The organism is Nostoc cf. commune SO-36 (genome assembly GCF_023734775.1).
Taxonomy (GTDB): domain Bacteria; phylum Cyanobacteriota; class Cyanobacteriia; order Cyanobacteriales; family Nostocaceae; genus Nostoc; species Nostoc commune_A.
In genome coordinates this window covers 6,035,643-6,051,105 of record NZ_AP025732.1, presented here as the reverse complement: position 1 = coordinate 6,051,105, position 15,463 = coordinate 6,035,643, and the positions used below count along the sequence as shown (strand labels likewise).

General features: G+C 42.1%; 12 protein-coding genes. 8 read left to right on the top strand and 4 right to left on the bottom strand.

What is annotated here, in order from left to right:
* Positions 1 to 366: 366 nt before the first annotated feature.
* Positions 367 to 2,748: an NHL repeat-containing protein gene (locus ANSO36C_RS27430; RefSeq protein ID WP_251957329.1), complete on the top strand. Its 2,382-nt coding sequence runs from the start codon at positions 367 to 369 to the stop codon at positions 2,746 to 2,748.
* Positions 2,749 to 3,081: 333 nt separating this feature from the next.
* On the opposite strand, the gene ANSO36C_RS27425 is transcribed toward ANSO36C_RS27430, so the two are convergent.
* Positions 3,082 to 3,288 carry a potassium-transporting ATPase subunit F gene (locus ANSO36C_RS27425; RefSeq protein ID WP_251960456.1) on the bottom strand — a complete coding sequence of 69 codons (207 nt, stop codon included), beginning with the start codon at positions 3,286 to 3,288 and terminating at the stop codon, positions 3,082 to 3,084.
* A 902-nt stretch (positions 3,289 to 4,190) separates the two neighbouring features.
* Here ANSO36C_RS27425 and ANSO36C_RS27420 point away from each other — a divergent pair.
* The gene (locus ANSO36C_RS27420; RefSeq protein ID WP_251957328.1) at positions 4,191 to 5,603 is read left to right on the top strand and encodes a sensor histidine kinase; all 1,413 of its coding nucleotides are present in this window, start codon (positions 4,191 to 4,193) and stop codon (positions 5,601 to 5,603) included.
* Positions 5,604 to 5,685: 82 nt separating this feature from the next.
* Complete coding sequence (locus ANSO36C_RS27415; protein ID WP_251957327.1) at positions 5,686 to 6,477, top strand: response regulator transcription factor; 792 nt, start codon at positions 5,686 to 5,688, stop codon at positions 6,475 to 6,477.
* 228 nt (positions 6,478 to 6,705) lie between these two features.
* On the opposite strand, the gene ANSO36C_RS27410 is transcribed toward ANSO36C_RS27415, so the two are convergent.
* Both ANSO36C_RS27410 and ANSO36C_RS27405 read right to left on the bottom strand, forming a co-directional pair.
* Positions 6,706 to 7,938, bottom strand: coding sequence for a S8 family peptidase (locus ANSO36C_RS27410; protein ID WP_251957326.1), 1,233 nt, complete (start codon positions 7,936 to 7,938; stop codon positions 6,706 to 6,708).
* 213 nt (positions 7,939 to 8,151) lie between these two features.
* Positions 8,152 to 8,550: a Nif11-like leader peptide family natural product precursor gene (locus ANSO36C_RS27405; protein ID WP_251957325.1), complete on the bottom strand. Its 399-nt coding sequence runs from the start codon at positions 8,548 to 8,550 to the stop codon at positions 8,152 to 8,154.
* Positions 8,551 to 9,147: 597 nt separating this feature from the next.
* Between ANSO36C_RS27405 and ANSO36C_RS27400 the strand changes: the two genes are divergently transcribed.
* From ANSO36C_RS27400 to ANSO36C_RS27380, 5 genes are all read left to right on the top strand, one after another.
* On the top strand, positions 9,148 to 10,851 hold the full coding sequence (locus ANSO36C_RS27400) for a Nif11-like leader peptide family RiPP precursor (protein WP_251957324.1): 1,704 nt from the start codon (positions 9,148 to 9,150) through the stop codon (positions 10,849 to 10,851).
* Positions 10,852 to 10,887: 36 nt separating this feature from the next.
* A complete protein-coding gene (locus ANSO36C_RS27395; protein ID WP_251957323.1) occupies positions 10,888 to 11,721 on the top strand; it encodes a MinD/ParA family ATP-binding protein in 834 nt (277 codons plus the stop codon).
* Positions 11,718 to 12,926 carry a DUF7005 family protein gene (locus ANSO36C_RS27390; RefSeq protein WP_251957322.1) on the top strand — a complete coding sequence of 403 codons (1,209 nt, stop codon included), beginning with the start codon at positions 11,718 to 11,720 and terminating at the stop codon, positions 12,924 to 12,926. The genes ANSO36C_RS27395 and ANSO36C_RS27390 overlap by 4 nt, the downstream gene beginning before the upstream one ends.
* 3 nt (positions 12,927 to 12,929) lie before the next feature.
* Positions 12,930 to 14,012 carry a cyclic nucleotide-binding domain-containing protein gene (locus ANSO36C_RS27385; protein ID WP_251957321.1) on the top strand — a complete coding sequence of 361 codons (1,083 nt, stop codon included), beginning with the start codon at positions 12,930 to 12,932 and terminating at the stop codon, positions 14,010 to 14,012.
* A 205-nt stretch (positions 14,013 to 14,217) separates the two neighbouring features.
* The gene (locus ANSO36C_RS27380; RefSeq protein ID WP_251957320.1) at positions 14,218 to 14,628 is read left to right on the top strand and encodes a hypothetical protein; all 411 of its coding nucleotides are present in this window, start codon (positions 14,218 to 14,220) and stop codon (positions 14,626 to 14,628) included.
* 10 nt (positions 14,629 to 14,638) lie between these two features.
* Here ANSO36C_RS27380 and ANSO36C_RS27375 read toward each other — a convergent pair whose 3' ends face one another.
* Positions 14,639 to 15,319, bottom strand: coding sequence for an SDR family oxidoreductase (locus ANSO36C_RS27375; RefSeq protein WP_251957319.1), 681 nt, complete (start codon positions 15,317 to 15,319; stop codon positions 14,639 to 14,641).
* Positions 15,320 to 15,463: the final 144 nt, after the last annotated feature.

Sequence of the window (15,463 nt, the reverse complement as noted above, 5' to 3'; positions counted from 1 at the left end):
TATTTTTCTTAACTCAATAACACCGACGACGATATATATAATACCTGCAATTTAACAAGCTGAGTAGTAGACAGGGAAAGGAAAAAATCACCGATACACAACTAATACTGTATTAACATTTACAATGTATATCTATATTTAAGTAAAAATTAATACATTTGAAATGTTATTTTATATATTGACTAAAACAAATAAATAATTATGTGACTTTTATAAATTTTATGTAAATAGTAAGTTTTTCATCCCGATGATTTTTCTTGATATCTCATTAGATACCCTGCTTCTAGGTTACTTTGAGAATAGTTATATTTTGTGCTGATTTCATAAACTTTAATTGTATATAAATAATTAAAAGCTGAAAAATATATGATAAATAGATTACTGATGGAGTTAGAACAACTCCGTCAAAAGCTCAATCAGCACATCAAAAAACTATCTAAACCTAGATATTTGCAAAAAAGTAAAACTTTTAACTTTTTACTCAGTCTGACTGTTGCAGTTATTGTTACTGCTTTTGGAATTACAACAGACTGGACAACAACAGAAACACCCACACTTACAGACAAAGTATTGTGGACGGGTAATAGTGTTGACAGTGGAAATCTGCGGGTACAAAACAATACTGAAATACCCACGCTTACAGACAAAGTATTGTGGGCAGGTAATAGGATTGACAGTGAAAATTTGCTGGTACAAAACAATACTGAAACACCCGCACTTACTTACAAAACATCATGGATAGGTAATACTGTTGGCAGTGGAAATCTGCGAGTACAAAACAATATTGAGGCAATGTATGTTGCACCAGATGGCACAGTTTATACCAACAGCCATTGGGATGAGGCGGGAAACGAGGCAGGAATATATAAAGATGGTAAGGTTATTGGTTCCCTTGAGGATACTCACGGCTGGAGTCGTGGTGGTGGCAAAGCGGTAACAGCCAGCAGTAAATATGCTTATATTGCCATGACTCAGGGAGCGGGCGGTAATAAAAAAGAAGATTACCCACCAGAAGGAACAACCTGGTATTGCGTTAGACGCTATAACTTGTTAGGGAAACCTGCGCCATTTTCAAATGGGCGTGGCAGGGATAAAAGTATGGTGATTACCAGTACTAAAAGTGAAGTCACTGGATTAGCAACTGTAGAAAATGAGTTGTATGTGAGTGATTTTGCTGCTAACCGCATTCGTGTCTATGATACTGATACGATGAAAGAACTCCGCAGCTTTAACGTTCCAAATCCGGGAACAATAACTATTGATCGACAAAAAAATCTGTGGATTATTCAAAGCAAAAAGGGTGGTAAGCCTGCGAAAATTTTACATTATTCCCAAAATGGCAAGCAATTGCCGCAACAGATTGCAGATGTCGTTGAACCAACTGCGATCGCTATTAATCATCAAGGTAAGCTGTTAGTGGCAGAAAATGGCCCACGTCAGCAAATGTTGATTTACGATATTAAAAGCCAGCCAGTACAGGTGGGGAGTTTTGGTTCTAAAGGTGGAATCTATGCAGGAGTTCCTGGTGAAGTTCGAGATTTGAAACTTTATGGACTTACCGGAGTCGGTACAGATGCTTCAGGCAATATTTATATAAATAGTAATGGTTTCAACAGATCAGGAACAGATTTGCGGAAATTTTCGCCATCGGGAAAACTAATATGGCGATCGCTGGGATTGATATTCGTCGATAATGCAGATGCAGATCCTAAAACTGATGGTGTAGATTTATTCACCAAACAAGAACATTATTTGATGGACTACAGTAAGCCTGCTGGTAAGCAATGGACTTACAAAGCTTACACCTTAAATGCTTTCAAATATCCTCAAGATCCACGTCTGCATACATCACCAGATGGAACCTTTTTTCGCCGCATCCAAGGGAAGCCGTTTTTATTCCTCACAGATATGTATAGCAGCTTTCTGCAAATATATCGTTTTAATCCAGCCACAGATGGTAAAATTGCCATCCCAGCCGGAATGTTTGTTGGTACTAATGGCGATAAAAAATCAATAACTGGAACTTGGCCACCGCATCAACCAAAACAAGGGGAATGGATTTGGCGCGACGGTAACGGTAACGGTACTTTTGAAAAGAACGAATATGATATCAGCAAAGATTATCCCTATCTTGGCGGGTGGTGGGTAGACAGCAAAGGAGATGTTTGGAAAGCTTTGCGAACACAAGATGGCACTGGCATCCGGCACTATCCTTTACAGGGAATAGATTCTAAAGGCAACCCCATCTACAGCTACAGTTCGATGGAAAAGCAAACTACTCCCAGCATATTTAACGACTTGCGGCGGATCGAATATTTCCCTCAAACAGATACTATGTATTTGTCAGGCTTCACAGTAGATCACCCCGCCTTCGGCGACGATACAAAAGTTGCTGGATCTGAAATTGCTCGTTTTGACAATTGGAGTCAAGGAAATCGTACTCCTCGCTGGCGGATTGTAATTCCTTACGACACCACTGGCAAACGCGAAGTAGCTACGGCTGCAATAAGTGTGGCGGGAGACAATGTATTTGCCGTGACATTTAAAACCGCAGAGGTATATGTCTACAATGCCACGACAGGAGCGCAAGTAGACAAGTTAAAACCAGGCCCAGAAGTTGGAGGCGAAAGTGGCTGGATTGATATACCTTATGGTATCCGCGCTTTTCGACGTTCAAATGGTGAGTATTTGGTATTTGTGGAAGAAAATTGGAAAGGAAAGGTGATTGTGTATCGCCTGGCGGGGTGAGTGACAATACTTCTCGCTTTGTGCATTTTTAACTCGGATCGGGTTTGGGGTAAAGGGTAAGGGTTTTTTCTTTCCCTTTCCCCATTTTGATGCGATCGCTATTTAGAAGGCAGAAGGGAACCCACGTTTAAAAATATACAATTTTTTGCTTCAAGTGCAAAACTCATTAATTAAAGGATGTTTGAAAAGTCCTACTTTTGGTAGCAAAAAGTTTTAGATCCCCCTAAATCCCCCGATAAATTGGGGGACTTTGAATCCGGTTCGCCCCTTTTTTAAGCATAGGGGGATCTAAAAGTGCCTAAAATCACAGTCAACCACTTTTCAAACAACCTCTTAGAATTTCTCCGGTACAAACATTACAAAAAATAAATAGATAGAAAGCCCTAGTGTTACAAGTCCTAACAGCCCCAATCCCCAAGATTGACTGCGGGAAAGTTGTTCACCAGTAGCTGCATAGACCATAGGTGCAACCACTAGGTTGAAACACATCGCCAAGAACAAATAGAGTGGCAGCTTTTGTCTACGCCATTGACACCACATTTCAGTTATTTCTTCTAATACTTGGGATATAGCGATGCTTGCGGCGAGCTTCTCTTCGAGAGGCTTCTCTTCGAGAGGCTTTGCCAACGCCAACGCTAACGCGCGTCGGATATGAACTGGTTTCATAGTAAATTAAGACAAATGTATTGGCCACTTATGATTACCATTTGAGTCTTGGCAATAAAGTTGAGTTTATAATCGCCTATAAGCCTTGATTTTAAAGGAAATTTTGGGGTTTAATTAAATTTTTAGCATAACACCTACCGAAGAACCAAGTTTTTTCCATCTTGTTCGGGATGATACATCTGAAACTCCAAAGGCGGCGAAAACGAATCTCTATTTTTCTCTCGCTGTGCAGCCCGAAGTTTTATGCCAAACAACTATTTTAGTTACAAATCTTTACATTTCTCAATGCAAGGAACAAGCTTCTAATAGGCAATCCCAAGCAAAAATCTGACTTTTGCTTAAAAAACTAAGTGAACTTTTGTAACTAAAATCCGATACTCGCATAAAAAAAGTTGCAGTAGACAAGAGAAAGAATAAAAGCTGTATCGAAAATACATAGATTATGACTATAAAAAACTCTACCCACAAGGGAATAAAATTTTTCGGCATGGGGAATCGGGAATAGGGCATGGGTAAGAATTACCAATGCCCTATGCCCAATGCTTTAAGCGATCGCTATCCCTTTCCATCCACAAAGGAATAGAGTTTACCAGCGCTTTTGATGAATTCGAGAAAACAAAGCCTGACTTAAAGGATTGAAATGCTTTCATAAGTTTGCAGAAAGCGGTAATTCTGGTTCGATTCGACAAAAGTCGTATTAAACCAGATGCAACCGACAGCTTAGTGATGAAAAGTCATTTTTTAAAGCTTATTCAGTAATTGCAGTGAATTGAACTATGGTTATTAGCAACCGCATTTTAGAGCAAAACAACTTTCCAATCAGACTGTTACTAGAAAAGGAGTTACAGCATACTAAATCTGTAATTATTGATATGGAAGATGCAGTTTTTTGGGTAAAGCCAGATGCGGGGTTTCTCTACGCCAATGATGCAGCGTGTAGTTTGGTGAGATATTCTCGTGAAGAGTTACTCTTTATGACTATGCACGACATCAAACCAGACTTTTCGCCAGCAGTCTGGTCAAAGCATTGGAGAACTGTTAAAGAGCAGGGCTATTTATACTTTGAATCTTTATATGGAACTAAAGAAGATCAGATTTTTCCCGTAGAACTTACTATTATTTATTTGGAATACAACTCTAGCGAATATGCCTGTATCTTGATTCGCAATATCAGTCAACGCCAGCAGACATCTATCGTCTTACAAAAGGTTAATGAAGTATTAGAGTGCAAAGTTCAACAGCTTACAGCTGAATTAAGAGACGCTAATCAGCAGTTATGCCGAGAGAAAGTTTTGCGCCAGCAGGTAGAGACGGCTTTAGAACAAGAAAAACTACTCACCGAACACAGAGCGCACTTTTTCTCTATGCTTTCTCACGAATTTCGCACTCCGTTAAATATTATCTCACTGTCCGCTAGTCTGCTTAAACGTCATCTTTATCGGTGGACTGAAGAGAAAAAATTACAATACTTGCAACGCTTGGAAGTAGGAGTTGAACAAATCAGCCAATTGATGGATGCAATTTTCCTCAACAGTAGAGGAGAAACAGAAAAGCTCAAGTTTGAACCAAAACCACTTAACCTGCTCGAATTGTGCGGTGACATATTGGCAGAAATGAATTTGAATCAAAGCAATGCCACTTGCTTGATGCCGGGAGAACATGATGACAGTTCCTCGTGGAAAGAACCACGCCAGTTACCACTACCAAGGGAATCTCCCCGTAAGGAAGAAGTTTCGAGCAAAGAAAGTCTCTGCTCAAACAACTCTGGACAACACGATCGCTTCTCAATATCTGCGTCACCAGAGACTCCTGACTACGCAGTTACCTTAATTAGTCAAGGTGATTGTACGGTTTGTGTAGATCAAAAATTGCTACAGCTTATTCTCAGAAATTTGCTCTCAAATGCGGTCAAATATTCTCCAAACGGCAGCACGATTGATTTGATAGTTTCTCGCCGAGATGAACAAGTCATCTTTCAGATTAAAGATCGAGGAATTGGCATTTCTGTAAGAGATCAACAACGACTATTTAAGCCATTTCATCGCGGTACGAATATCGGCAATATCGCCGGTAATGGATTAGGATTAGCACTTGTCAAAAAGCTTGTAGACCTGCATGGTGGTGAAATTTCAGTTGCCAGCGAGGTTGGAATAGGTACTACATTCACGATTGCCCTACCAGTGCAGTGACAATCTCTGCAATAGGACAACCAAGCCAAAAAAAAAGTCTATGTAAAACTCATAATTCATCTGACGCTTACAAGGGGACACTATGACTAAAATTCTAGTGATTGAAGATGAGCCAGAAAGCCGAGATATATTTTTGGACAGTTTAAAAGCAGAAGGGTTTGAAGCGATCGCTGCGGAAAATGGTCTTGTTGGTATTCAGCAAGCACAAGAACACTTGCCTGATTTGGTACTGTGCGACATTATGATGCCAGAACTAGATGGTTATGGTGTTTTGAATGCATTGCGCCAAAACCCTTTAACAGCAACAATTCCCTTCATTTTTCTCAGCGCCAAATCTACAAAAACTGAGGTTCGTCAAGGGATGAATTTGGGAGCTGATGATTATCTTACCAAGCCCTCGACAGTAGAGGATTTGTTGGAAGCGATCGCTACCCGACTAGAAAAACAAGCAACCATGCGTCAGTGCTATGTTGCTCAGTCCCCGCCAGTGCCAGAATCCCAAAGTACTGACGCAGACACATCGGCAGATTCCCAATCAATCTTGCCTACTTGCCCTCAACTTAAAGAGGTTTTCGACTTTATCGAAGCCAATTATCATCAATCCATTACCCTGTGCGACGTAGCCCAAGCAGTAGGTTATTCAGCAGCTTACCTAACCGACCTAGTGCGACGCCAGACAGGAAAACCAGTGAATCATTGGATTGTCGAGCGCCGGATGGCAGCAGTACGTACCTTACTTTTAGAAACTAACCAGTCCGCAAATCAGATTGCTGAGGCTGTGGGTTATCAGAATGAGGGTCATTTCTTTCGTCAGTTTCGCCAGTATCACGGGACTACCCCCCAAGCTTGGCGGAAAGCGCAGCAAATCGAGTAGTTAACCCAAGTTGCTAGTTACTCTGATGGGCGATCGCTTTGAAACAGTTAAGCAATAAAATGCCCTCCAAGAAGAAAATTAGGAGGGCTATATGCTAAACGAAATAATTGCCATATATGCTATCAGAGACGATTTGTTAAAGGCGATTGGGCATTAGTGGATAACCCGCAACTTGGATTAGTTAAAAGCTGAACTAGCACCTCAGTAATCGGAAAACCCGTTTGCTGCTCAAACTAAAGGCTTTGAAGCCCCACCTCTGACTGGGCTTAACCATAGTCTTGAACTTCTGCTAAAGGGTTTCAGGCGCAAACCAACAATTAGAACACCAACACCTAGCAAGCCTAGAGTTGCAGAAGGTTCGGGGACTGGTTTGGGTTCCACACCCAGTGCAACAATAGCATCGTCTGCCTGGATCAGTCCGAAGCCAAGTCTGGAGTCGAAGCCTAACGAAGGGCTGTCAGCCGTATCTCTTAGAGCATCATAGATTTCAGTAGGTGTTGCGCTTGGATCGCCCTCTAGTAACAGTGCTGCAACTGCGGCTGTGAAAGGAGCCGAGGCCGAGGTACCTAAGAAAGTGTAGAAGTCGGGGTTGGCATCAAGAGGGGAACCTCCACCTAAGTTAAAGGAAATTGCTAGCCCATCTGGAGCCACAACATCCGGCTTGAGAGAATCTGGGTTGCCTTCCGAAGAGAAGGGTTCTAGTTGCCCCTGTTTTACAACAACATCGAACGTTTTGCTTGAGTAGGATTCCGCGTTGCCGTAGTACACTGCTCCAACGGTCAGCGCATTTGGGTTATTTGGATGCCCGTATATTGGAACACCAGGCACTTGGCTATTGGGTGGAAGATAATTATTATCAGCACTAGTGAAGTAAGAAATCCCCTGGTTAAGTACCGCGTTAATCGCCTGGTTAATTGACCCGTTCGGAGGCTCCAAATCTAGTAGGTTTAAAGGTGTATCAGGAGGAGCAATGGGAGGGTATATGTAACCCCAATCATCCACAATTATGTCTGCCCCAGCAGCCGCTAGAGCCTGAATGCCTTGACCGAAGGTATCCGTGGTGTTCAAGCTTGTGTGAAACGCTAAGTTAGCTCCTGGAGCCACAGCATGGATGATCTGCAATAAAGCGCGACCCTCATCCGTGGTACCAGTCTTAGCATAGTCGTTTAGCACGTTAACATTAGATGGTAAGTAGCCATCGGCTATGTTGGTGGCATAAGTATCCAGGTTGTTAGAGGCATCGAAGGTCTTTGCTGTAGCGAAGCTATCTGATAGTACGCCGATGGTAATTCCAGTGCCATCTAGACCGTAGCGATCGCGCAAAACATCAACCCCTGTAGCTTTGGCTGCTGCTTCAATTGGTAGGGTGAAAGTAGCCGCCTGAACCTTGGTAACAAAGCCCCCAAGTGCAGCAGTTGTCACAATCACCCCTGACGTAACGATTGTTTGCAGGAGTTTCAAATCTCTCGGAAAGGTTTGTATGGTCTGTCCAAAATCGCTAAACTTTCCTGATCTGAAGGTAATATTTTTTTTAAGATTCATTGAGAAAAACTTTTACTTCCAAAAGTTACGTTGAGAGTAAAGAGCAGCTAAACAAGTATACTTAGCTGCTCTTTAGCTTTGGTTATTATTTAGAAGCCTACCAGAGTAGAACTACTACCTGGGTTGATGGAGCTATGCTGGGCCTTGGGCACCACCGACAAATCCACCAACAGCCCCACCAACAGCAGCTGGAACTGGATCAGTCCCGCTGAGCACTGCGGTTACTGCCCCACCAACAGCCCCACCAATACCAGTTGCGGAACCAACTAGAAGAGCACCTGGTCCGGTTACTGCTCCTAGTAATCCTCCAGAAACTGCTTCTAACTCAGCCTCACTTAGACTGTTACTAATAGCTGCTGCTTGAATAATTTGATTGAGCAACTGCTGAGATTCTTCTGGAGTGAAATCATATCCTGCCGCTCTTATAGCTACAGCACGTTCCTCATTAGTTTTAGGGCTTTGAAGTTGGCTTCGGAAATTATCATTTGTAAGTACCGCATTAAAAAACGCCTTGGCATTTTGGATAGACATATCTTTCTCCTTAAGTAAATAACATTCAGTTTGGTTACAGATTGAGCTATTAACTCTAAGTTGCATTTTGATCACTGTTCGTGATTTTCAGCAAACTTTGCTCAGACATTTCATCTTTTTATGCTTTAGCAATCAAGTTAGAAGTGCTGAACCTGTAAAAAGACTAACTGAGTTTTGAAGGTAATTACCATACACTATCTTTTGATGGAACTAATAATTTTTTTGATGTCAAGATAAAAAAAATTGTTAGTCACACATAAATATTGTGCATTGTATTTAAATTTTGTATCTCCTAATTTGTTTAGATATCAATCCAAAAATTCAGTTGTTTCAAAGGAAAATTGATAAATTTAATGAAAACAAGCATCTTGATTTTGAAGAAATTTTTTACCAACTCAAGTTGAGTTAATGGTAATTGGGTAACTCAAGCTTCTCTTCTATTGAATGAAGCGATCGCATTGAATGGTTCTTTCTGGTTGGCAAAATCGGCGAGCCTTTTTAAAGGTTCTTGTTAAAGCGAAGCAGTCCCTGGACATGGCAGAAATTACTGCTACTCTGTGGGATTGAGGCAACTGATTTAATAGCCTCTTAAAATGTATGTCTGTTGAAAGCGCACAAGCCTTTTATGAGCGGATAGCTACGGATGAACTGTTGCAAAAGCAACTCCAAAACGCTGTCAGTGATGAGCAACGCCTAGAAATTATACTAGCTGGTGGCTACAGTTTTACACTGCCAGAATGGGAAGCTGTTTTAGCTAAAATCTCAAAGTCAGGTGATAGTATCAGTGATGCAGAGTTAGATGCGATCGCAGGTGGGCTAAAGGTTGTCCCTTATCAGCCACCCACCACAGTATGGTCGGGTTTAGAGCAAATCGGCTCAATTACAATTAAACTCTTGCGTCGGTTATTTAACCCCTCTGCCTGGTCTATCAGAACAAAAATCTCGGTAGCACTGCTTGCAGTTGCCCTCATACCGATGAGCTTCACCACCTATCACAACCTCCAAGAAAGCCTAAAGAGTGCAGAGGACAGCGAATACCGCAAACTGGAACTCTTAGCCACCAGTAACGCTAGTCGCCTCGACCAGCTAATTATCGACATCCGGCGTGTTGCCGTCCAAGTCAGCACTGATAAGGATGTGGTGGGTTTGCTGGCTGCTACTAATCCTCAAAAGCAAACAGCCTTCCGCTCCTCGATGCAACGAACGCTAGATAACGTCTTTCGCTCCAACCCTGACTATGATGTTGTCTACATCATAGATACAAAGGGGCGCTGTCTTGCTGCCACTGACCCCACATTCGTTGCTCAAAACTACGCTTTCCGTGAATACTTCCGCTTTAGCATTCAGGGACGCCCTTACGTCTCTAGCATTATAGTTGGTACAACGAGTGGACGAGCAGGCATCTACTTCTCCAATCCTGTACGGTCTGAGGGCGGCAAGATTGTCGGTGTGGCGGTTTTAAAAATCAAGGGAGAAGACATCTGGGCGATTGTAAATGCGTTGCAGGCTGGCTCTCAAAGTTATGCCTTCTTGGTTGACGAGCGTGGCGTAATCATTAGCCATCCTGATAAATCGCTAATTTATAATAGCTTAGTCCCCTTGCCAGCTAATAAACAACAGCAGAGCGAAACCGATAGGCTTTATGGTGTCGATCAAATCAAAAGCTTGGACGTTCCAGAGTTAGCAGCTGCGATCGTGGGAGCTAAACAGACAAGTCACACCAGCTATTATTCCCCAATTGAGCAGACGCGCCAAATGGTCGGCTTTGCTCCTTTACAAGAGCAACCTTGGGTGTTAGGGGTGAACAAAGCCCACGCACAGTTTGATGCTCCCTTGAATGAACTCATTTGGCAGAACAGCTACAGCTTACTCGCAGTAGGAGCGATCGCAACAATCATCGCCTTGATTTTAGCGCGGAGTATTGCCAAACCGATTCGTGCCCTAACAAAAGCAGCACAATCACTTGTAGAACAGGATGATTTTGATACTCATCAGTTAGCTAAAGTGTCTGACGCGAATGATGATATTGGTCAACTGGTGCGCGTTTTCCTGCAAATGGCTGAAGAAGTGAAGGCGCGAGAGCAAAAGTTGAAACAGCAAGTGATGGAATTAAACGTTGAAATTGACGAAGCGAAAAAGGCACGTCAGGTAGCTGACATCACACAGACAGATTATTTCCAGGAAGTGCAACAAAAAGCGCAAAAAATCAAGGGGCGAACGGTCAAAGATGATGAAACAGAAACCGATTACTTCCAACAATTACACCAAAAAGCACAAAATCTTAAAGGTCGCGCTAACTGATAACTGATAACTGATAACTGTTCGGAGTATGGCATTATGTCCAAAATTGTATCTATTCATTCGTTTCGTGGTGGTACAGGAAAATCAAATTTAACTGCTAACTTAGCAGCTACTATTGCACGTCTTGGAAAACGTGTAGGTATTATTGACACCGATATTCAATCACCAGGAATTCATATTATTTTTGGTTTGGACGAGGAAAAGATGAATCGCTCCCTCAATGATTACTTATGGGGGCGCTGTGTAATTAAAGATGCTGCCTACGATGTTAGTCATACTTTAAATGCGGAAGGGGAGACATCTAGAGCAAATGGCAGCCTCTACCTGATTCCTTCCAGTATTAAAGTAGGGGAAATTTCTCGAATCTTGCGCGAGGGTTATGACGTAGGCAAACTCAACGAAGGCTTTGAGGATTTAATCCGCTATCTCAAGCTCGACTATTTGTTGATTGATACTCACCCTGGTTTGAATGAAGAAACCTTACTAGCGATCGCTATTTCTGATATCTTAGTCGTCATCCTGCGTCCAGACCGCCAAGACTTCCAGGGGACTGCGGTAACGGTGGAGGTGGCGAAAAAATTAAAAGTGTCTAAAATGCTGCTGGTAATTAATAAGGTGCTACCAGCAATGGATTTCAACGCTCTGCGAGAACAAATGGAGACAATCTACAACACCCCAGTGGCTGGTATTGTGCCTCTTTCAGAAGAGATAATTCAGTTAGCCAGCAGTGGTTTGTTTTGCTTGCGTTACGCTGACCATCCATTTAGCCAGACGGTGCAAGAAATTGCTCGGCAGATTATGGATCAAGTTGAGTTAAAAGAGGCATTAGTGGGAGGCGATGTCTACGACGGGCTACACCTACGCCCATGAGTAATCAACACCAACTTCGTGCCAATGTACTTGCTTCCTATGGTGCTACTGCCTTAGAGACAGAAGAATTGCTTGCCTACAATCAAAACATCTTTGATCGCAGTTTTTCAACACTCCCCGCTAAGTTTCCGCTTCCACCCGAACCTCATGTAGCCGCTTGGGAAGAATACGCCACTTTTGCTCAAGAGGTAGGAGTTTTTCAAGCTTTATCAACCAAGTTGGTACAGTTAAAGTTCCCCATACTCCAAGGTATTATCCAAACAGAGGCATACCGCTTTGCTACTCGTAAGGGTGCTTCAGTGGATGGGATGATTGAGGCGACTGGTTTGATTTTGCAGCAACCCGAACAACTTCAGTTGATGCTACATCAAAGCTTGGCTGGAGTCATCCCGGTTTTACTCACCAGGAACCGAGAAGATTTTGTTTCTTTGGTACAGGCGCTAACAATGCGGAATGAACCACTACCAGTCCCCGCTTCTATGGGAGCTTGCATGGTTACTGGTTTCAACAACTGGGATCGGGTTCGCCAGTATCGCCAAAAATGGTCAGATAAAAATTTTGGTAATTGCTCCGAAAGTAGTTGGTTAGAAGAATTTGGGCGACTAATCCCGCAAAAGCAGCTTTATCAAGATCGGTTGATGATTTTGAGCGACGGTTTTTATAGCAATGTTTCAGCCAGCGACATCGGACTTTCGGAAGTAGAATGGCGGCGTATTTCCCTAAATATTCGGCTAGAACATGAATGTACTCACTACTTCACACACCGGTTATTTGGCTCCATGCGGAATAATCTACTCGACGAACTGATTGCCGACTACAGAGGTATTGTGGCAGCTATCGGTCACTATCGGGCTGATTGGTTTTTGCGTTTTCTGGGGCTGGAGTCATTTCCAGATTACCGAGAAGGAGGGAGATTGCAAAATTACCGAGGTCAACCACCGCTTTCAGAGGGCGCATTTAAGATTCTGCAAGCATTGGTGAAGTCTGCTGCTGAGAATTTGGAACGCTTTGATGCTGAACATGGAGGCGAGTTAAGAACTATCAATAGTCAACCAATTATGTTAATAGTTTTGACTTATTTGACATTAGAAGAATTGGCTGACTCTCAGGCGCATTCCTACATCCAAAAAATTTTAGACCAATTGCCGACAACTCTCACAGAGGGGCAAGCGGAGCATCCAAAAACTGAACTTAAATTTATATGAGTTATGACAGAAGTTCTACTTAAGGAATTGAATAATAGCGACATCAATTGGATGATCGCTACGGGTCGTAAAAAGGAAATACCTGCTGGCACTATCCTTGTGCAGCAAGGAAAAGCCCTGGATATCCTACACATCATACTGGATGGAACATTCACAATTACTGTTTCGCAGGCTACAAACAATCCTCTGGATCGAGCTTTTGCAGCGATGGAGGATAGCGAAACATTAGGACGAGAGATTGCGCGGATTTCAAGTGGTGAGATAGTAGGAGAAATCCCGTTTATTAATGTCCGTCCAGCTGCTACCACTGTTGAAGCAATTGAAAAATCGGTGGTAATATCGATTTCTCGGCACCAATTGACCGCAAAATTGCAGCAGGATATTGGTTTTGCATCTCGATTTTATCGAGCGATCGCTATTCTACTTGCAAACAGAATCACTCAACTTGGTCATAGCAAACTTGTTAAGAGCAATACGCTCAGAGATATGCTATTTGTTTTAGAACAATTGCATGATAGCGACATCGATTGGTTGATTGCTACAGGTACTAGCCAAAAAATTGCCGCTAACACAGTACTCATCCGTGAGGGAGGGCCTGTGGATGCACTGTATATCCTCCTGGATGGAACAATGACAGTTTCTGTTTCTGAGGATGAACGTAATCCTTTAACTCGCGCCTTTGCAGCTTTAGAGGGTGACGAAACTAGAAGTAGAGAGATAGCAAGATTATCTAAGGGCGAAATCGTCGGAGAAACAGCTTTCATTGATACCCGTTTGCCTTTTGCAACTGTCAGGGCTATTGGAGACTCGCTTGTATTGTCAATTCCTCGACAACAATTAGCAGCAAAATTACAACAGGATATAGGTTTTGCTTCTCGATTTTATCGGGTGATTGCTACCTTGCTTGCAAATCGATTACAGGAAATGTTCAGTAGGCTTGGTTATGGCAGACGCATTTATAGCAAAGGTCAATCACTGGATGAAAATGTTGAATATGAGGATGAACTGGATTCTAATATATTAGATAACATGGCACTGGCTGGAACAAGATTTGATTGGATGTTAAGCCGTTTAAGAAAAAATTAGATTTATTTTGAGACTGATAACTAATATAGGACTAATATTTGATTTATGAAAAAGCTCGGTACAGATCGAAAAGCCTAATTCCTTATTCCCTACTCCCTACTCCCCGCGCACACAGATAATTTCAAAAATCAAATACGATTCCTATATAATTGATAACTGTTTTAACAGTGCTGTCTGTTTGTCCCATCTCCTGAAGATGTACACTATGAAAATTGACCGATTGCAGGAACTGAAGCAAAAACTGACGGACGTTGCAGACTTGTCCGATATTTGGTTATTTTATATGGATCATTTTGCGGATAAGCCAGAATTCACTGACCTGGGTGAGCCTGCCTATAATGAATATCTAAATGCTGTCCTCCACAAAACTTGTCAGCAGATGTTTGGCAGGGCAATCAAGATTACTGACTTTTTCCTGATTTATATAGCTCCGTATCATTTATTTCATGGAGCTTTCCAAGTTGAAGGGCGTATTGGGGGTGTGATTTATTTCCAGGATATAAAAATTGGGTTACTTGCAGTGTCGGCGGATTATCCCCCTACCGATGCAGTTAAATATTCACGTTTTTCTGAGATAATGCAACTGCCGACACCTAATCGCAACAATCGCAATTGAGATTCACTCTTTAATGTATAGTCAAAGTAATCCCGTTATCTTCAGGTTTTAATTTGAGAATAAATGGTACAGCTTTCAATACCCAATCGGATACGGGTGTATAATTAGCAGCTTCTTCTCCAAAGCTAATAGAGAGCATATCTGTATGAATAATCCCTGGATTGAGGGGTATGGCTGCCATACCAGTCGGCAATTCTTGTGCCAAAGAACGAGTTAATCCTTCTATTGCCCACTTGGAAGCACAGTATGGTGCAACTTGGGCTGAAGTAGAACGTCCCCAGCCAGAACTAAAGTTAACAATAATACCCCGTTTGTTTTTCACCATTGCTGGTACGAAATGGCGAATTATATTCGCTACTCCTTTGATATTGATATCTATTAAATCAGAAAATTCTTCCGATGGAATTTCCCACAAAGGTGCTGGGTAATTAATAATTGCCGCATTATTAATCACTATATCTGGCGGTGCATATTTATCAAGTATGTGTTCTGCCCATTTTTTTACAAGCTGTTCATTTGCCACGTCTACAGATGTGAAATCATTAGTAGCACTAAACTTTTGGCGTATTTTATCGATAGCATCTGATGAACGGGCGCAACCAATAACAGTATGTCCCTGTTGAATAAAACCCTCGGTCATCGCATAACCTAGACCTTTGCTTATGCCTGTAATTAAGATGAGTTTAGTCATATTGTTTTGCTATTACTGTGCTGAATAAATAATTTGTTGGAAAAATAACCACTATCTCTTACTGTCAGAATAAATCCTGGGTTATTGGGATCTGATTCTATCTTTGTCCCCTTTTCTATAAATATGCACATCTACCACACGGGT